Source organism: Pectobacterium zantedeschiae, from assembly GCF_004137795.1.
Classification (GTDB): domain Bacteria; phylum Pseudomonadota; class Gammaproteobacteria; order Enterobacterales; family Enterobacteriaceae; genus Pectobacterium; species Pectobacterium zantedeschiae.
Map to the genome: position 1 here is coordinate 34705 of NZ_NWTM01000004.1, position 17651 is coordinate 52355.

Here is a 17651-nt window from a genome sequence, read left to right on the forward strand (position 1 = left end):
CTGGCGATCAATGTGGGTGATAGGATATAAGGCGTAAACCGAGTCTATACTGAACAGCTACAGCGCAGCTGTTAACGGTGAACTTACTCACTATGAGTACCGAATTACTATTTATTTTCTTGTTTTCTCTGGGCTTCCTTTTTTTTGCTCGCGGCATCGCGGGTAAAATAGGACTTGTCGATCGTCCCAACTACCGTAAACGTCATCGGGGTCTTGTGCCTCTGGTTGGCGGCATTTCCGTGTATGCGGGTATCTGTTTTACCTACTTTATTACCGATCAATATATTCTCAATTTCCGCCTTTACCTGATGTGCGCGGGTGTGTTGGTTTTTGTCGGCATGCTGGACGACCGTTTTGATATCAGCGTGAAAATTCGTGCTGTTGTGCAGGCGTTTGTCGCAGTGGTAATGATGGCTTTTGCTGGCTTGACGATACATAACCTGGGGCACATTTTCGGTCCATGGCAGATGGCACTAGGGCCGTTTGGCTATCTGGTTACGCTGTTTGCCGTTTGGGCGGCTATCAATGCGTTCAATATGGTGGATGGGATCGATGGATTACTCGGTGGATTGTCCAGCGTCTCATTCGGAGCGATGGGGATTTTGTTGTATCTGAGTGGCCATGCGAATCTGGCATTGTGGTGTTTCGCCATGATCGCGGCGACGTTGCCTTATATTCTGCTTAACCTCGGCGTGTTTGGACGACGCTACAAGGTCTTTATGGGCGATGCGGGTAGCACGATGATTGGCTTTACAGCTATCTGGCTTCTGATTCAGACGACGCAAGGCCCACAGCATCCGATTAACCCCGTGACAGCATTATGGATTATCGCCATCCCGCTGATTGATATGATCGCCATTATGTATCGGCGCTTGCGCAAAGGGATGAGTCCATTCTCGCCTGACCGACAGCATATCCATCATTTAATGATGCGAGCTGGCTTTTCTTCCCGCCAGGCGTTTGTGCTGATTACGCTTGCTGCTGCTTTGTTGGCTGCAATCGGCGTGCTGGGTGAGTATTTCTTTTTTATACCCGAATGGTTAATGTTGGCATTATTTTTGCTTACATTTCTACTGTATGGCTACTGCCTGAAACGAGCATGGCGGGTCGCCCGTTTTATCAAGCGAATCAAACGCCGTATGCGGCATTCCGATGAGCAAAAGCAGTCATCCTGACCAAATAATTTTGGGGAAGTAATGAAATCAGAGAACTTGTCTACCGGGAATGCGTTGATTGATAACGAACTGGACATCCGTGGGTTATTTCGCCTTCTGTGGCGTGGAAAGGTGTGGCCGATAGCAATCGGCCTGCTGTTTGCTGTTGTGGCATTAGGCTATTCCTATCTTGTTAAGCAGGAATGGAGTGCAACAGCGATTACCGACAAGCCGACGGTTAATATGTTGGGGGGGTATTATTCGCAGCAGCAATTTTTGCGTAACCTCGACGCCCGATCTTTTTCCACTCCTCAGCCAGAACAACCGTCTATTTCGGCTGATGCCTATGATGAATTCATCATGCAGTTAGCGGCTTACGATACCCGTCGTGATTTCTGGCTGCAGGCTGACTATTACAAGCAACGTCTGGAAGGCGATGAAAAGGCCGATGCGGCCCTGCTGGATGAACTGGTCAATAATATTCAGTTTACGCCGCGCGACGACGGGAAAAAGACTAATGACTCTGTGAAACTGGTGGCGGAAACCTCCACAGACTCCAACACGTTGCTTCGTCAGTATGTGGCTTTTGCCAGCCAACGTGCAGCCAATCACCTAAATGAAGAAATCAAGGGAGCCTGGGCTGCCAGAACCATTTTCATGAAGTCGCAGATCAAGCGTCAGGAAGCGGTAGCAAAAGCGATTTACGATCGCGAAGTCCGCAGCGTTGAACTGGCGCTGAAAATCGCACAACAGCAAGGTATTAGCCGTAGCCAGACGGATACACCAGCAGATGAAATCCCCGCATCGGAAATGTTCCTGCTCGGCAGGCCGATGCTTCAAGCCCGACTGGAAACGTTGCAGACTGGCGGCCCACATTACGAACTGGATTACGATCAAAATCGCGCGATGTTGGCGACGTTGAATGTTGGCCCAACGCTTGAGGCCAGTTTCCAGACGTATCGTTATTTACGTACGCCGGAAGAGCCGGTGAAACGTGACAGCCCGCGCCGGGCATTCCTGATGGTGATGTGGGGTGCGATTGGTGTGTTAGTGGGAGCGGGTGTTGCCTTGGCTCGCCGTCTGCGTTAACCAGCTTGCTGATTTGCGTTTGATGCTGAGTGAGCGCCTGCGCCTAACCTGATTAAAGAGATTCAATGTGAAAGTGTTGACTGTTTTCGGCACCCGGCCGGAAGCCATTAAAATGGCACCGCTGGTTCATGCCCTGGCTCAGGATGGAGCCTTTGAATCGAGAATTTGCGTAACAGCCCAGCATCGGGAGATGTTGGATCAGGTGTTGCATTTGTTCGATATTACGCCGGATTACGACCTGAATATTATGAAACCGGGACAGGGACTCAGTGAGATATCATGCCGGATTTTATCAGGGCTCGAACCCGTCATGGCGGAGTTCAAACCAGATTTGGTGTTGGTACACGGCGATACCACCACAACGTTGGCAACCAGCCTGGCAGCTTTTTATCAGCGAATCCCCGTTGGTCACGTAGAAGCAGGATTACGTACTGGCAATCTGTATTCGCCTTGGCCGGAAGAGGCTAACCGTAAACTTACCGGGCATCTGGCGATGTACCATTTTGCTCCGACGGAGAATTCCCGCCAAAATTTGCTGCGTGAACATTTGTCCGATCGGCATATTTTTGTCACTGGCAATACGGTGATTGATGCGTTGTTTTGGGTACGCGATCGTATCCTCGGAGATGCCTCGTTACGCCGCAGCCTCGACGAAAAATATGCCTTTTTGGACGGCAGCAAGAAACTGATTCTGGTTACCGGACATCGACGCGAAAGCTTTGGCGGCGGCTTTGAGCGCATTTGTGGCGCGTTGGCGGATATTGCCCGTCGACACCCTGAAGTACAGATTGTGTACCCGGTTCATTTGAACCCTAACGTCAGTGAGCCGGTGAATCGTATCCTGAGCGACATTGATAATGTGATGCTGATTGCGCCGCAGGACTATCTGCCTTTCGTGTATTTGATGAATCGTTCTTACATGATTTTGACCGATTCGGGGGGCATTCAGGAAGAAGCGCCGTCGTTAGGAAAGCCGGTATTGGTGATGCGGGATACGACAGAGCGGCCAGAGGCGGTGGAAGCGGGCACGGTCAAACTGGTTGGCACGGAAGTCGCTAGCATTGTCGATGCGGTATCTATGCTGTTGACGGATGAAGAGGCGTATCAGGCAATGAGTCGTGCCCACAACCCCTATGGCGATGGCCAAGCCTGTCAACGTATTGTCGATGCGTTAAAAAATCGCCAGGAGTGATTTTAAACGTCGTCACACGACGGCCCGACATAAAAAACCGCCAAGAGCGATTTTGAACGTCGCCTTGCGGCGGCAGACATAAAAATATCAGGTGACACTATGAGCTTCACTACCATTTCCGTAATCGGTTTAGGCTACATCGGTTTACCCACCGCCGCGGCGTTTGCGTCGCGTCAGAAAAAAGTCATCGGTGTCGATGTGAATAAACTGGCGGTTGAGACCATTAATCGCGGTGAAATCCATATTGTCGAGCCCGATTTGGACACGTTGGTCAAGGTCGCGGTAGAAAATGGCTACCTCCAGGCGACGACAAAACCTGTGCCAGCCGATGCTTTCTTGATCGCAGTTCCTACTCCTTTCAAAGGCGATCACGAACCCGATCTGACCTACGTTCAGGCCGCAGCTGCGTCTATCGCCCCGGTACTGAAGAAAGGCGATCTGGTGATCCTTGAGTCGACTTCCCCCGTGGGTGCGACTGAGCAAATGGCCGAGTGGCTAGCCGATGCGCGCGCGGACTTGACGTTTCCACAGCAGGTCGGGGAAACGGCGGATATCAATATTGCCTACTGTCCTGAACGGGTGCTACCCGGTCAGGTCGTGGTTGAGCTGATTAAAAACGACCGTGTTATTGGCGGTATGACCCCAGTGTGCTCCGCTCGCGCCAGCGAGCTGTATAAAATCTTCCTAGAAGGTGAGTGTGTGGTCACTAACTCCCGCACTGCCGAAATGTGTAAGCTGACTGAAAACAGCTTCCGCGACGTCAATATTGCTTTTGCCAATGAGCTCTCGCTGATTTGTACTGAGCAAAACATTAACGTATGGGAACTTATCCGATTGGCAAACCGCCATCCCCGCGTCAATATCCTGCAACCTGGTCCCGGCGTAGGCGGACACTGTATTGCGGTCGACCCTTGGTTTATCGTGGCACAGAATCCGCAGCAGGCTCGATTGATTCATACCGCCAGGCTGGTGAACGATGGAAAGCCGCTCTGGGTAGTGGATCGGGTCAAGGCAGCAGTGGCGGATTATCTGGTGCAAACGGATAAACGCGCCAGTGAGGTCAAGGTGGCCTGCTTTGGATTAGCATTCAAGCCGGATATTGACGATCTGCGAGAAAGCCCTGCCGTGGGAATTACCGCCATGATTGCGCAGTGGAATACTGGCGTGACGTTAGCCGTTGAACCGAATGTCAAACACCTGCCACCCGTGTTGGCCGGGCAGGTAAAATTGGTCGATACCAGCAGTGCATTAAAAGAAGCCGATGTGCTAGTGATGCTGGTCGACCACCGTCAGTTTAAAGCGATTAACCCAGACGATGTGAAACAACAGTGGGTTATTGATACTAAAGGAGTATGGCGTTGAAACGTATTTTAATTACCGGTGGTGCAGGGTTTATTGGTTCCGCGTTAGTCAGATATATTCTGACTGAGACGCAGGACAGTGTCGTCGTTGTCGATAAACTGACTTATGCAGGTAACCTGTCTTCGCTGGCACCCGTTGCTGATAGCGAACGTTTTGCGTTTGAGCAGGTTGATATTTGCGATCGCGCTGAACTGGATCGTGTCTTTACGGCATACCAGCCTGCGTTGGTGATGCATCTGGCGGCAGAAAGCCACGTCGATCGCTCTATCGATGGCCCTGCGGCGTTTATCGAAACCAATATTGTCGGCACCTATACGATGCTGGAGGCGGCACGCCACTATTGGCAGAATCTGGCGGATGCGGACAAAAGCGCGTTCCGTTTTCACCATATTTCCACCGATGAAGTCTTTGGCGATCTGCATGGGACGGACGATCTGTTTACAGAAACTACGCCTTATGCCCCAAGCAGCCCTTATTCGGCATCGAAAGCCTCCAGCGATCACCTTGTTCGCGCCTGGCTGCGCACCTACGGGTTCCCGACGGTTATCACTAACTGCTCGAATAACTACGGCCCTTACCATTTCCCCGAGAAGCTGATTCCGCTGGTGATTCTGAATGCGGTCGCGGGTAAACCATTACCGGTTTATGGTGACGGTGCGCAAATTCGTGACTGGTTGTTTGTCGAAGATCATGCACGCGCACTGTACAAAGTGGTGACGGAAGGCGAAGTCGGCGAGACGTACAACATCGGTGGTCACAATGAGCGTAAAAACATTGAAGTGGTGCAAACCATTTGTGCACTGTTAGAAGAGCTGGCACCGAATAAACCCGCTGGCGTGGCGCATTATCGCGATCTCATCACCTACGTTAAAGACCGCCCAGGCCATGACATGCGTTATGCGATCGATGCCGGGAAAATTGAACGTGAGTTGGGCTGGCGCCCAGAGGAAACGTTTGAGACGGGCATGAAAAAAACCGTCAGTTGGTATCTGAATAACGAAAAATGGTGGCGCAGCGTGCAGGACGGTTCCTATACCGGTGAGCGTTTAGGACTGAACGACTAAACCTGTACTGAGATGACGGAAAATCCAGATGGCGTAAAAGAAAGGAGCGAAATGATGTCCCATCCCATATCAGTAGGAAAGGGAGAAATTCGCGCCACAGTAGAACCGCTGGGCTGGGAGAGCGAATTCTTCCAGATTGCTAGTGGTAAGCTGAATTTTTCGCCTTCAGCGCCCGCATTAACGTCGGATGTATTGAATGCATTTGCGCTCACGCAGGCTAAAATCGCGGCTGATAACCTGGTGTTGGCGGATGCGCTCGCCGATCTTGGCTTTCGCTTGGTGGAAGGCGAGGTCGATCTCAGTCTGCCGCTGCATTTGCCTACCGCTGTTACGCCGCTACCGCGCTGGCGTGAAGCCACGCTTGACGATATTCCTGCACTGAGGGAGGCGGCATCACGTGTTTTTGCGTTGAGCCGTTTTCGTTCTCCGTGGTATCAGCCGGAAGATAGCGGATATTTTTACGCTCAGTGGAGTGAAAATGCCGTACGCGGTACGTTCGACCACTGCTGTTTGCTGATGGAAGATACTGCAGGTCATCCACAAGGATGGGTCACGCTGCGCAGGGTCGATGATTCGGATGCCCGTATCGGACTACTGGGCGTTTGGCCGGGCGTTACGGTACGCGGCATTGGTTCACAACTGATGGCGCTGGCGGAAACGTGGTGTCGACAGCAAGGGTTAATACGCCTTCGGGTCGCGACGCAGGTTGGCAACGTAGCGGCTCTTCGTCTTTATCTTCGCCGTGGTGCCACGATTGAGAGCACGGCGTATTGGTTATACAGGTGAATACATGATTCCATTTAATGCGCCACCAGTTGTCGGTACGGAGCTGGATTATATGCAAGCTGCCATGAGCAGCGGCAAATTGTGCGGCGATGGCGGGTTTACTCGTCGTTGTCAGCAGTGGCTGGAACATTATTCCGGCAGCAAGAAAGTCCTGCTCACGCCTTCCTGTACGGCTTCGTTAGAGATGGCCGCCATCCTGCTTGACGTGAAGCCCGGTGATGAAGTGATTATGCCGAGCTATACCTTCGTTTCTACCGCTAATGCCTTTGTGCTGCGCGGCGCGAAGATCGTGTTTGTCGATATCCGCCCGGATACCATGAACATTGATGAGACGAAAATCGAAGCGGCAATTACGGAAAAAACGCGCATTATCGTGCCGGTTCACTACGCGGGCGTGGCCTGTGAGATGGACGCGATTATGGCATTGGCGAAGAAATACGATTTATATGTCGTGGAAGATGCGGCACAGGGCGTGATGTCCAGCTACAAAGGGCGCGTTTTGGGATCTATCGGCCACATCGGCTGCTTCAGTTTTCACGAAACCAAAAACTACACCTCGGGCGGAGAGGGCGGCGCCACGCTGATTAATGATGCAAGACTGGTGGAGCGTGCGGAAATCATCCGTGAAAAAGGCACCAACCGTAGCCAGTTTTTCCGCGGACAAGTGGATAAGTACACCTGGCGCGACATCGGGTCAAGCTATCTGATGGCGGATATTCAGGCTGCCTATCTCTGGGCACAGCTGGAAGCGGCGCGACCAATCAACGAACGTCGTCTGAAACTGTGGCAGAACTATTATGCTGCATTTAAATCGCTGGCTGATGCCGGGCGTATTACTCTACCAACCGTCCCAGCCAATGGGATTCATAACGCACACATGTTTTATATCAAACTGCGCGATCAGGACGACCGCAGTGCGTTTATCAATTACATGAAAGAAGCCGAGATCATGACGGTCTTTCATTATATCCCACTGCACAGCTGCCCGGCCGGTCTGAACTTCGGTCATTTCCCCGGTGAAGATCGCTACACCACGCAGGAAAGCGAACGGCTGGTGCGCTTACCGCTGTTCTACAACCTGTCTGACGTCAATCAGCGGACCGTCATCAATACCATTCTGAGCTTCTTCTCCTGATATGTCGTTGGCGAAAGCATCGATATGGACGGCAGGCTCCACGCTGATAAAAATTGGCGCGGGGCTGGTTGTCGTCAAACTGCTGGCGGTCACGTTTGGCCCTAGCGGTGTGGGGATGGCAGGGAATTTCCGCCAGCTTATTACGGTGCTGGGTGTGTTAGCTGGGGCGGGGATTTTCAACGGCGTTACCAAATACGTCGCGGAGTATCAGCAACAGCCGGACCGACTGAAGCCATTACTAGGCACGTCCATCACGTTGGTATTGGGGTTCTCAACGCTGCTGGCGATACTCTTTCTGGTTGCCGCCGCGCCTATCGCTAATCTGCTGTTTGGGCATGATGACTATCGCGATGTGGTGCGTGCGCTGGCGTTTATCCAGATGGGCATTGCCTACGCCAACCTGTTTCTGGCAATCCTCAAAGGCTATCGGGATGCGATAGGCAACGCGCTAGCCGTGATCGGCGGTAGCCTGATCGGGTTGGCGGCTTATTGGCTCTGCTTGCGACTGGGTGGGTATGTTGGTGCACTGGCGGGGCTGGCGTTGGTGCCTGCACTGCTGGTGATTCCGGCAGGGATTATGCTATTGCGTCGCACGCCGCTGTCGCTGGCATCGCTAAAACCGGCATGGGATCGTGCCATTGCTGGGCAACTGGGCAAGTTTACGCTGATGGCGTTGATGACTGCTGTGACGCTGCCCGTCGCGTATATCATGATGCGTAACCTGCTGGCGGCGCATTACAGCTGGGATGAAGTGGGCATTTGGCAGGGCGTCAGCAGTATTTCCGATGCTTACCTGCAATTTATTACTGCCTCCTTTACCGTTTATCTGTTGCCGACACTTTCGCGCCTGACGGACAAGGCTGCGCTGGCGCAGGAAATTGTGCGCTCGCTGAAGTTTGTACTGCCCGTCGTAGCGGGTGTCAGCTTTTGCGTGTGGCTGCTGCGAGATTTTGCTATCTGGCTGCTGTTCTCCAGCCAGTTTACCGCAATGAGAGATCTCTTCGTTTGGCAGTTGGTAGGCGATGTAATGAAAGTGGGCGCTTACGTTTTTGGCTATCTGGTCATTGCGAAAGCGGCACTGCGCTTTTATCTGCTCACGGAAGCCAGTCAGTTTCTCCTGTTAACCGGTTTTTCTCACTGGTTGATCCCGCTTTATGGCGCACAAGGCGCAGCGCAGGCCTATATGGCAACCTATCTGGCCTATTTTTTGCTTTGTTGTTGCGTATTCATTATTTACCGTAGGCGAGCATGACGACACTGATTCATGTATTGGGATCTGATATCCCGCATCATAACCAGACCGTTTTACGTTTTTTTAACGACGTACTGGCGACGGAACTTCCCGATCATCAGGTTCGGCATTTCATCGTGGCTTCTCACGACGGTATTTCGCCAGCCGATTTTCCTGCATTGCGTATCGAAACCTGCGTGGATAAAAAAACGCTGGCTGAGGCGGTTATCGCCAGAGCGAAATCAAATCGTAAGATGCGTTTTTTCCTGCACGGGCAGTTTAACCCCACGCTGTGGCTGGCGCTGCTGAGTGGGAAGATCAAATCTGAGCAGGTTTACTGGCACGTTTGGGGCGCGGATTTGTACGAAGAAGCAAGCAGCCTGAAATACCGCCTGTTTTATTGGCTTCGACGTATGGCACAAAAGCGTGTTGGACACGTGTTTGCTACGCGTGGCGATCTGGCATGGTATCAGCAGCGTGTTTCTCGCGTGCCGACGTCATTGCTGTACTTCCCCACGCGGATGGATCCGGCGCTGACGGACATGCAGGTGGATAAACCGCTGGCTGGACCGATGACAATTCTGGTCGGTAATTCTGGCGATCGCACGAACCGCCATCAGGAAGCGCTACGGACGATTCACAAGCAGTTCGGGAACAATGTGCGGGTTATTGTGCCAATGGGCTACCCCGCGAATAATGCGTCCTACATTGCTCAGGTGGAGAAGGACGGTTTAGCGCTGTTCGGCGTGAAAAATTTCCAGTTGCTGAAAGAACAATTGGCGTTTGATGATTACCTCAACATGCTGCGCACCTGCGATCTGGGCTATTTTATCTTCGATCGGCAGCAGGGAATCGGGACGCTATGTTTGCTGATTCAGTTTGGTGTACCGTTTGTGCTTAGTCGGCAAAATCCGTTCTGGCAGGATTTAACGGAACAAGGCCTTCCTGTGCTGTTTTACGGTGACGAACTGGATGAAGCGTTGGTGCGTGAGGCACAGCGCCAATTAGCATCGGTGGATAAACATCAGATCGCATTCTTCAATCCCAATTATCTGCAAGGCTGGCGGGATGCGCTGGCGTTAGCTGCGGGAGAACCGACATGACGCTGGGGCAATTTGGTGGGCTGTTTATCGTCTACCTGATTTCAGTCATCTTTATCCTGAGCCTGACCTGGATGGAATTTCGGCGTGTGCGTTTCAATTTTAACGTACTGTTTTCCCTGCTCTATTTATTGACGTTCTATTTTGGATTTCCTTTTACCTGCGTGCTGGTGTTTCGATTTGGTGTTGACGTTGTCCCTGTGCAGTATCTTCTTCAGGCGATGCTGTCCGCGACGGCATTCTATGCGATCTATTACGTCAGCTATAAAACGCGACTGCGCCAGAAAACCGCCACGCCACGCGCACCACTCCTGACAGTGAATCGGGTTGAAGCCAACCTGACCTGGTTGCTGCTGGCGCTAATTGCGGTAGCCACCGTTGGTATTTTCTTTCTTAACAATGGTTTCTTGCTGTTTAAGCTACGTTCTTACAGTCAGATATTCTCCAGTGATGTGTCCGGCGTGGCGTTGAAACGCTTCTTCTACTTTTTCATTCCGGCGATGCTGGTGGTGTATTTCCTGCGTCAAACGCAGCGTGCGTGGCTGATGTTCCTCATTGGAACGGTCGCGTTCGGGATGCTGACGTATGTGATTGTTGGTGGAACGCGCGCGAATCTGATCATTGCCTTTGCTCTGTTTTTGTTTATTGGCATTGTGCGCGGCTGGATTACGCTCTGGATGCTGGTGGCCGCCGGTATGTTCGGGATTGTCGGGATGTTCTGGCTGGCGCTGAAGCGCTATGGGCTAGACGTCAGCGGTGATTACGCCTTTTATACCTTCCTCTATTTAACTCGTGACACTTTCTCGCCCTGGGAGAATCTTGCGCTGCTGTGGCAGAACTATGACAAGATCGAATTTCAGGGGCTGGCACCGATTGCTCGTGATTTCTACGTCTTTATTCCCTCTTGGCTATGGCCGGACCGTCCTAATCTGGTGTTAAACAGTGCGAACTATTTTACCTGGGAAGTGTTGAATAACCATTCTGGGCTGGCGATATCCCCCACGTTGTTGGGTTCGCTAGTCGTGATGGGCGGCGTGCTGTTTATCCCGTTCGGCGCAATTGCGGTCGGACTGGTTATCAAGTGGTTCGACTGGGTGTATGAGTTAGGGAAGAACGACAACAATCGCTATAAAGCTGCTATTTTGCAGGCGTTCTGCTTTGGTGCGGTGTTCAATATTATTGTGCTGACGCGTGAAGGCGTCGATTCTTTTGTTTCACGTGTGGTGTTTTTCTGCCTGGTATTTGGCCTGTGCCTGCTTGTTGCCAAACTGCTCTACTGGTTGCTGGAAAGTGCCGGACTCATCCGGCAGCGTCTGATGCGTGTGCGTGCCACAACGCTAGCGCCGACACCCAACACCGTACAGGATCCTGTGATAAAGGAGCAGATATGACAACGTTGAAAACCACAGAGACAATCCCTTTATATACCATTCGTGGTTTGCCTATTCACGGTTTCCGCAATATGGGGCAGTTTGTTGATTATCTGTTTACTGGGGAGCGGGTTGAAACGGGGACGCTCGTCGCGATTAACGCGGAGAAAGTGCTAACGGCGGAAAAAGATGTGGCGCTACGTACGCTGCTCGATCGCGCAGAATATAAGTATGCGGACGGCATCAGCATTGTGCGTTCCATTCGGCGTAAATACTCGCAGGCTGACGTCACGCGGATTGCGGGGGCCGATCTCTGGGAAGCGCTAATGGAACGGGCCGGCAAGCAGGGAACGCCGGTTTTTCTCGTGGGCGGCAAACCGGAGGTGCTGGCACAAACGGAAGCAAAACTGCGGGCGCAGTGGAACGTCAATATTGTTGGCAGTCAGGATGGCTATTTTACGCCAGAACAGCGTGATGCGTTGTTTGAACGTATTCGTTCCAGCGGTGCACAAATTGTTACTGTCGCAATGGGGTCGCCACGGCAGGAAATTCTGATGCGCGATTGTCGCCACCACTATCCTGATGCACTGTATATGGGCGTGGGTGGAACATATGACGTCTTTACCGGACATGTGAAGCGCGCACCGCTCGTGTGGCAAAATTTAGGGTTGGAATGGTTGTATCGCTTATTGTCCCAGCCGAGTCGTATTTTTCGGCAGCTTAGGTTGTTGAAATACGTTGCCTATCACTATAGCGGTCGCCTGTAGCGTTGTTGAATTGGCGCGTTAAGCGCGCCAACCTTTCCCTCCACCTTTCTCTACAGTAGATAACTCTGTTTTTTTATTTCTATTCGATTTTAATTGTCTATTTACCAAACAATTAGAAAGACAGAATTCTATCTTTAACAGATTCGCCATCCTCGATGTGTTATTCAAACCCACATTACGGTATTTTCATGGCCGCTAATTTGAGGCGAAGGACATGCTTCTAATAGGTAGCATTTCCTAAATAAGAACAATAACCAGCAACAGCTGGGATAAGCACAACACAAAGACAGAGGATATATGGCAGAAGATGTAAAACAGGAAAAACTCCATCGAGGGTTGGAAGCCAGACATATTGAGCTGATTGCGCTGGGTGGCACGATCGGCGTCGGGCTATTTATGGGCGCAGCGAGTGCGTTGAAGTGGGCGGGGCCGTCAGTATTGCTGGCCTATATTGTCGCTGGGATCTTCGTTTTCTTCATCATGCGCTCAATGGGCGAAATGCTCTATCTGGAGCCAGTTGCGGGATCGTTTGCCGTCTATGCGCATAAATACATGCACCCCTTCTTCGGTTATCTCACCGCGTGGGGCTATTGGTTTATGTGGATGGCGGTCGGGATTTCGGAAATTACCGCTATTGGCGTGTATGTTCAGTACTGGTTCCCCGATTTACCGCAATGGATACCGGCTATCGCCGCTGTTGCCTTGGTGGCGGGCGCCAACCTTGCTGCGGTAAGGCTGTATGGAGAAATCGAGTTCTGGTTCGCAATGATTAAAATCACCACCATCGTGGTGATGATAGTGGTCGGCGTCGGCATTATTTTCTTTGGCTTCGGTAATCACGGTCAGGCGACAGGATTCAGTAACCTGACCGAGCACGGCGGTTTCCTCGCGGGGGGCTGGAAAGGTCTGCTGTTCGCGCTATGTCTGGTGGTTGCGTCCTATCAAGGCGTTGAACTGGTAGGTATTACGGCGGGCGAAGCGAAAAATCCGCAGGTGACGCTCAAGCGTGCGATCAACAACATTCTGTGGCGCATCCTGATTTTCTATGTAGGCGCGATCTTCGTTATCGTTACGATTTTCCCCTGGAATGAAATCGGTACGTCCGGCAGCCCGTTTGTGCTGACATTCGCGAAAATCGGTATTACGGCAGCAGCAGGTATCATCAACTTTGTCGTACTGACTGCCGCGCTGTCCGGTTGCAACAGCGGTATGTATAGCTGTGGCCGCATGCTGTATTCATTAGCCAACAACCGCCAACTCCCAGCCTGGTTAGGTAAAGTGACGGCTAGCGGCGTACCCGCAGCAGGCGTCATGATTTCCATTCTTTGTCTGATGGCGGGGTCGGTATTGAATTACCTCATCCCTAACCCGGAAAAAGTGTTTGTTTATGTCTATAGCGCCAGCGTGTTGCCGGGCATGGTACCGTGGTTTGTGGTGCTGATCAGCCAACTACGTTTCCGTGAGCAGCATCGTGCAGCGCTGGCCGCCCATCCGTTTAAATCGATACTGTTCCCGTGGGTAAACTACCTGACGATGGCATTTTTGCTGTGTGTGCTGGTGGGGATGTATCTAAATATCGATACGCGGATGTCTTTATTGGTCGGTATCGCCTTTTTAGCCGTGGTCAGCCTGTGTTATTTCGTGCTGGGATTGGGCAAAAAAACGTCGCTGACAGAGGGTAAATAGTCGTGTTTAGGGGCGGGAAGAGCGGATTTGTATGTTATTTGGCTTGAAATGAACAAAGCATAAGCAAACGCATCATTTCGATAAAAAAGCACTAGACAGCCAGTCGCTAAGTCCGTAATATCCCGTCCCGCAACGGCGCTAAGCGCCCGTAGCTCAGCTGGATAGAGCGCTGCCCTCCGGAGGCAGAGGTCTCAGGTTCGAATCCTGTCGGGCGCACCATTATATTGTGTAAACGAGTATGTTGTGTGCAAGAGCTGCGGTGGTACATTTACCTTCGTAAAGAAAGTATCCCGTAAAAAGGAAGTGCCGCGTAATAAGATGTAGAATGTGGTGATGGTGGCTATAGCTCAGTTGGTAGAGCCCTGGATTGTGATTCCAGTTGTCGTGGGTTCGAGTCCCATTAGCCACCCCAGATTTAATCGTTAATTAACGTTTTTTTGTTAATTAAAGAGTTTGTGAGTTATGCGAAGGTGGCGGAATTGGTAGACGCGCTAGCTTCAGGTGTTAGTGTTCTTACGGACGTGAGGGTTCAAGTCCCTCTCTTCGCACCACACACAAACGAGAACATCAGTGATGTTCACAAAAGCAGTATATTCGGCGAGTAGCGCAGCTTGGTAGCGCAACTGGTTTGGGACCAGTGGGTCGGAGGTTCGAATCCTCTCTCGCCGACCAATTACAAAAAAAAGCACATCGAAAGATGTGCTTTTTTTTCGTCTGCAATTTGCCTTCTCTTGCAAAAGTCTTGTCGGATTCATCAACCCGACAAGATGTTGTTGTCCCAATAAGCTCGCGAGCTATGGTGCGTAATGCACCGTTGCCAGCGCACTGCTATCGATACTTTTCCGCATGGATTCCAGCGTCGTATCAAAAGGACACAGCGTACCTTTTTCTGTCTGCTGACAGCTCTGAGACGTAAATTCTTCTTGCAGTAACGGCTGTTGCTCGCCCAGTGGCGTCAGCGAACGGATCTGATCCAGCGATTGTGTCTGGAAATAAATACGCAAAAAATGCTGCTGAGTCGTGGTATCGCGCCAGCGTTCAAAAACCAGACTGCCAGCGGGCGGGATGTTATCGGCGGTGTCACCGGGTAGCTGCCAATGAAACTGCAATAGCGTGCGCAAATAGGCGATGTTGGTGTCGTGGGCGACATACAGCAAGTAAGGCGCTGTCGGCGGCTCGCCTTGGGTCGTATCCTGTTTTGCTGGCGTCCCTTGCGCGAGAGCCTGAGTGATTTGCTGCATCAATAACGAGCCACCACGCTGTGCAATATAAGGGACATCATTGGTGACATCGTATTTGGCGGTCATCGGTGCCATCAATGGGATGAGGTCTTGCGTGTTGCGGACGTGACCAAAGGCAACCTGTCCTAGCGGTAGATTTTCGCTATATTCCAGCAGGAAAACCTCGCTCATATTCGCCAGCGTATTCAGACCGCTGATAGAAATTGAGCCATCCTTATCCTGTTTGAGTGCCCACGGTTTTTCAAACACCGGACAGGGTTTGTCTGCTTCGCATACGACCTGCTTCAACAACTCGATGCTGGGCTTAAGGCGTTGATAGGCGGTATCCAAATCACCCCCCATCGCTTTCAGCACGGCAGCTTTTGCCTGTTCAGGGTCAAGTGTGCCAATCCCCATTTTATCGCCATGGAACAGCGGGTCTTGTTTTTCATTCTCAACGGCATGCGTAGCAACGCCGCAGCCGGGAAACATGCCGTCCATATAGGCCTGCGCGGTTGCGCGAGTGCGCTGTAATGGGCTGGCGAGTACATAAATCTGCTGCTCCGTCGGGCAACCTGAAGCGAACAGATGCTGTTGACGGTAATACTTACCCTCATAGCGGCCTTTTAATACGGTGGCTGCATAGCCATGTCCGGTTAATTCACCCTCTCGCGTGACCCACTGCGGCCATTGTCGTGCCGTACCGGATTCTAACGCGGTGGTGTTGGATTCGGTCGGGGGGCGAACACCATGACGGCTGACTTCAACCACCTTTTCCAACTGATAACGGTCCTGAGCCTGGGTAGAGAACGTTGAAATAATAGGTATGATAATCAATAAAATACGTATTATTCGCGATGTATGGTGGGAAAGCATGATAATCCTTCGTCAGCAGTGAAATGGGCAAGGGATTTCATTGTAGAGAGGGGAAAGTGACAAGTGGGTTTCTTAGCCCAAGAGAGAGTGTTAGCGAACATTTCCAGATGCATACTTTGCAATCAAACTTTTCGATCTAAGATAGATCCGAAAGGTATAAAGCGCATAATTTCCGCATGTTATATTTTTAAAAATTAAAAAGACGACATAAAACCCCGCCTGATAAATCCAACACTAACGAGTTAATTATGGCATCACATCTTATTGATTTTCTTCTTATAGGGAATAATTTTGGCACGCCTGAAATGCGCGGCGTCTGGTCCGAGCATAACCGCCTGACTAAGCAGGTTGAAGTTGAGGTTGCCCTGGCGCTTGCCGAGGGTGAACTGGGTGTCATTCCGCTGGATGCGGCAAAAACCATTGCAGAAAACGCTGACGCAAGCGCGCTTAACGTTGAAGAGATTGCAAAAGATGCAGCACGCATGAAGCACTCTCTGATGCCGACGATTGCCGCGATTCAGAAACAGTGTGGCGCGGCGGGTGAGTTTATTCACTACGGCGTGACCACGCAGGACATCGTTGATACCGCGACAGTGTTACAGCTGAAACAATCTTTTGATATTGTCGTCAGAGATACACAACTGCTGGCCGTTGAACTGAAACGTTTGGCGAAGAAATATCAACACACGCTGATGGCTGGCCGTACCCACGGCATGCAAGCGCTGCCCACCACGTTTGGCTTCAAGCTGGCCGTTTGGCTGGATGAGTTTATCCGTCACCTCGAACGTCTGGGTGAAATCAAAGAGCGTGTTTTGGTCGGCAACATCAACGGTGCTATTTGCACTTATGCCTCTTTTGGAGAGCAAGGGCCAGAAATCGAGCGTCTGACGCTGGATAAACTGGGGCTGAATACACCGAATATCGGCTGGCAGTCCGCCCGCGATCGCTTCTCCGAATATGCATCCGTTACGGTTCTGATCAGCGGTACGCTGGGCAAAATCGGTAACGAGCTGTACAACCTGATGCGCACCGAGATTAACGAAATCGAAGAGCCGTTCTCTGAAGGGAAAATCGGTTCTACCACGATGCCGCACAAACGTAACCCTGCCGCGCTGGAAGGGCTGGCGAGCCTGACAGCACCGCTGTTCAAGAGCGCCGCGCTGATTCATGAATCCATGAAAGTTGAGCACGAGCGTGATGCGATGAGCTGGCGTGCCGAATGGATTGCACTGCCGGAAATCAACATCTATCTATCTGCCCAGCTTCAGAATGCGCTTGGTATTCTGCGTGGGATGTCCGTCAACGAGAAGCAGATGCTAGCGAACCTCGATCTGCAAAATGGTCTGTTGTTATCCGAGAAAGTGATGTTCGAGATTGGTAAACGCCTCGGTAAGCAGACTGCTCACCATCTGGTTTACGAATGCTCTATGCAGGCATTCGAGCAGAATCAGTCCTTTAAATCGGTGTTGCTGGCTCATCCAGTGCTTTCTGAACAGGTAACTGCCACCGATCTGGACGAATGGCTGAATCCGGCTAACTATGTTGGCAGCGCGCCACAGAAGGTTGATGACGTGATTCGCTATGCAGATAACTCCGGTCTGCTGCCAGCATAAGGTGAA

At 51.5% G+C, this 17651-nt stretch carries 14 protein-coding genes and 4 tRNA genes; 17 read left to right on the forward strand and 1 reads right to left on the reverse strand.

Going from position 1 to position 17651, the window contains the following annotated elements:
• Nucleotides 1-77: 77 nt before the first annotated feature.
• The 16 genes from wecA (at nucleotide 78) to CLR69_RS18940 (ending at nucleotide 14608) form a co-directional block, all read left to right on the forward strand.
• On the forward strand, nucleotides 78-1175 hold the full coding sequence (wecA, locus tag CLR69_RS18865) for a UDP-N-acetylglucosamine--undecaprenyl-phosphate N-acetylglucosaminephosphotransferase (RefSeq protein WP_129708859.1): 1098 nt from the start codon (nucleotides 78-80) through the stop codon (nucleotides 1173-1175).
• Nucleotides 1176-1196: 21 nt separating this feature from the next.
• Nucleotides 1197-2243, forward strand: a complete 1047-nt coding sequence (gene wzzE / locus CLR69_RS18870; RefSeq protein WP_131535003.1) for an ECA polysaccharide chain length modulation protein — start codon at nucleotides 1197-1199, stop codon at nucleotides 2241-2243.
• Nucleotides 2244-2310: 67 nt separating this feature from the next.
• A complete protein-coding gene (gene wecB / locus CLR69_RS18875; protein ID WP_131535004.1) occupies nucleotides 2311-3435 on the forward strand; it encodes a non-hydrolyzing UDP-N-acetylglucosamine 2-epimerase in 1125 nt (374 codons plus the stop codon).
• Nucleotides 3436-3534: 99 nt separating this feature from the next.
• Nucleotides 3535-4797 carry a UDP-N-acetyl-D-mannosamine dehydrogenase gene (gene wecC, locus CLR69_RS18880; protein ID WP_131535005.1) on the forward strand — a complete coding sequence of 421 codons (1263 nt, stop codon included), beginning with the start codon at nucleotides 3535-3537 and terminating at the stop codon, nucleotides 4795-4797.
• A complete protein-coding gene (gene rffG / locus CLR69_RS18885) occupies nucleotides 4788-5861 on the forward strand; it encodes a dTDP-glucose 4,6-dehydratase (RefSeq protein ID WP_197730594.1) in 1074 nt (357 codons plus the stop codon). The genes wecC and rffG overlap by 10 nt, the downstream gene beginning before the upstream one ends.
• A gap of 54 nt (nucleotides 5862-5915) precedes the next feature.
• A complete protein-coding gene (gene wecD / locus CLR69_RS18890) occupies nucleotides 5916-6647 on the forward strand; it encodes a dTDP-4-amino-4,6-dideoxy-D-galactose acyltransferase (protein WP_131535006.1) in 732 nt (243 codons plus the stop codon).
• Nucleotides 6648-6651: 4 nt separating this feature from the next.
• Complete coding sequence (rffA, locus tag CLR69_RS18895) at nucleotides 6652-7782, forward strand: dTDP-4-amino-4,6-dideoxygalactose transaminase (RefSeq protein WP_129708841.1); 1131 nt, start codon at nucleotides 6652-6654, stop codon at nucleotides 7780-7782.
• A gap of 1 nt (nucleotide 7783) precedes the next feature.
• The gene (gene wzxE / locus CLR69_RS18900) at nucleotides 7784-9034 is read left to right on the forward strand and encodes a lipid III flippase WzxE (protein ID WP_131535007.1); all 1251 of its coding nucleotides are present in this window, start codon (nucleotides 7784-7786) and stop codon (nucleotides 9032-9034) included.
• Entirely contained in the window at nucleotides 9031-10116 is a 1086-nt protein-coding gene (locus CLR69_RS18905; RefSeq protein ID WP_131535008.1) for a TDP-N-acetylfucosamine:lipid II N-acetylfucosaminyltransferase, read from the forward strand. The genes wzxE and CLR69_RS18905 overlap by 4 nt, the downstream gene beginning before the upstream one ends.
• Nucleotides 10113-11504 carry an ECA oligosaccharide polymerase gene (gene wzyE / locus CLR69_RS18910; protein WP_131535009.1) on the forward strand — a complete coding sequence of 464 codons (1392 nt, stop codon included), beginning with the start codon at nucleotides 10113-10115 and terminating at the stop codon, nucleotides 11502-11504. The genes CLR69_RS18905 and wzyE overlap by 4 nt, the downstream gene beginning before the upstream one ends.
• Nucleotides 11501-12250 (forward strand): lipopolysaccharide N-acetylmannosaminouronosyltransferase, encoded by a 750-nt coding sequence (gene wecG, locus CLR69_RS18915; RefSeq protein ID WP_129708830.1) that lies wholly within the window; start codon nucleotides 11501-11503, stop codon nucleotides 12248-12250. Before wzyE ends, wecG begins: the two co-directional genes overlap by 4 nt.
• 297 nt (nucleotides 12251-12547) lie before the next feature.
• On the forward strand, nucleotides 12548-13936 hold the full coding sequence (gene thrP, locus CLR69_RS18920; RefSeq protein ID WP_129708828.1) for a bifunctional threonine/serine APC transporter ThrP: 1389 nt from the start codon (nucleotides 12548-12550) through the stop codon (nucleotides 13934-13936).
• Between the two features lie 142 nt (nucleotides 13937-14078).
• A tRNA-Arg gene (locus CLR69_RS18925) sits at nucleotides 14079-14155 on the forward strand.
• 117 nt (nucleotides 14156-14272) lie between these two features.
• A tRNA-His gene (locus CLR69_RS18930) sits at nucleotides 14273-14348 on the forward strand.
• Nucleotides 14349-14400: 52 nt separating this feature from the next.
• A tRNA-Leu gene (locus tag CLR69_RS18935) sits at nucleotides 14401-14487 on the forward strand.
• Between the two features lie 44 nt (nucleotides 14488-14531).
• Nucleotides 14532-14608: transfer RNA gene (locus CLR69_RS18940), tRNA-Pro, on the forward strand.
• Between the two features lie 122 nt (nucleotides 14609-14730).
• Here CLR69_RS18940 and CLR69_RS18945 read toward each other — a convergent pair.
• On the reverse strand, nucleotides 14731-16032 hold the full coding sequence (locus tag CLR69_RS18945) for a histidine-type phosphatase (RefSeq protein WP_131535010.1): 1302 nt from the start codon (nucleotides 16030-16032) through the stop codon (nucleotides 14731-14733).
• A gap of 248 nt (nucleotides 16033-16280) precedes the next feature.
• On the opposite strand from CLR69_RS18945, the gene purB reads away from it, so the two are divergent.
• The gene (gene purB / locus CLR69_RS18950) at nucleotides 16281-17645 is read left to right on the forward strand and encodes an adenylosuccinate lyase (RefSeq protein WP_129708822.1); all 1365 of its coding nucleotides are present in this window, start codon (nucleotides 16281-16283) and stop codon (nucleotides 17643-17645) included.
• The last annotated feature ends 6 nt before the right edge of the window (nucleotides 17646-17651 follow it).